We start from the raw sequence: 747 nt of genomic DNA, 5'->3' as shown, positions 1-747 counted from the left end.
CGCTCAACAGAATGAAATCTGTGTGTCGGCGCACCATACGACTACGGAAAAACGAATACAGCTGGAACACCAACATGTGCTGTTTCAGGATTTCTGGTGGGAACAAGAAGAAATAATCGCGTGTTAGTAGTTCTTCGTAGAACGACGGTTCCCACACCAAGATGTATAAGTTGGGTTTAATACGAATTTCGCCATCACTGCCTTCAACGGGCGCTTCTTCTGAAGCCGTGATGGTACGGGCTAAGAAGCGGAAGCGGTCACTCTTAAAGCCTTCAGGCATATTTTCACTGAGCCATCGACCAGTGAGTTCATGCAGTTGGAAATCGGTAAACTCGATACGATCGATACTGTCACGGATGGAATCACGCGCTGGGCCACTGTCTTTTTTGCCACGTAATGACAAAATATCGGTGATGTAGAGCGGCGTTTTATTCGGAACGTGCGCGGCATCCATTTGATATTGATCTTTATGATGATCATGGTATTGCACTGTCAGAGTAAACAACGCAAACAGCGTCATCAGATCATCGACTGTCATGATATTTTTGGAAGATCGCGTTTCAATCACCGCTTTGGTGCCTGAGATCGACACCATGGATTTCTGATAGCTTTTACGAGTGCGAGGTGGTGCGAGTGCTTGGTCAATGATCCCAGCCCAATTCGTTGGTGAAACGACAAATTGATCCGCTTCATCCTTCATCATTGGTGGCGTATTTAAGCCGTGCTCATTCAACAAGCGCTTGTTCA

At 46.5% G+C, this 747-nt stretch carries 1 protein-coding gene; it reads right to left on the bottom strand.

Annotated features, from left to right (window positions below; genetic code table 11):
- Positions 1 to 747, bottom strand: a 747-nt coding sequence (locus R8O11_RS27220) for a replication initiator protein RctB domain-containing protein (RefSeq protein WP_318194877.1), incomplete at both ends; no start/stop codon positions are given.

It is taken from the genome of Vibrio sp. 1288 (genome assembly GCF_033344475.1).
The sequence above is the reverse complement of the archived record's forward strand: the minus strand, read 5'-3'. Positions and strand labels throughout refer to the sequence as shown.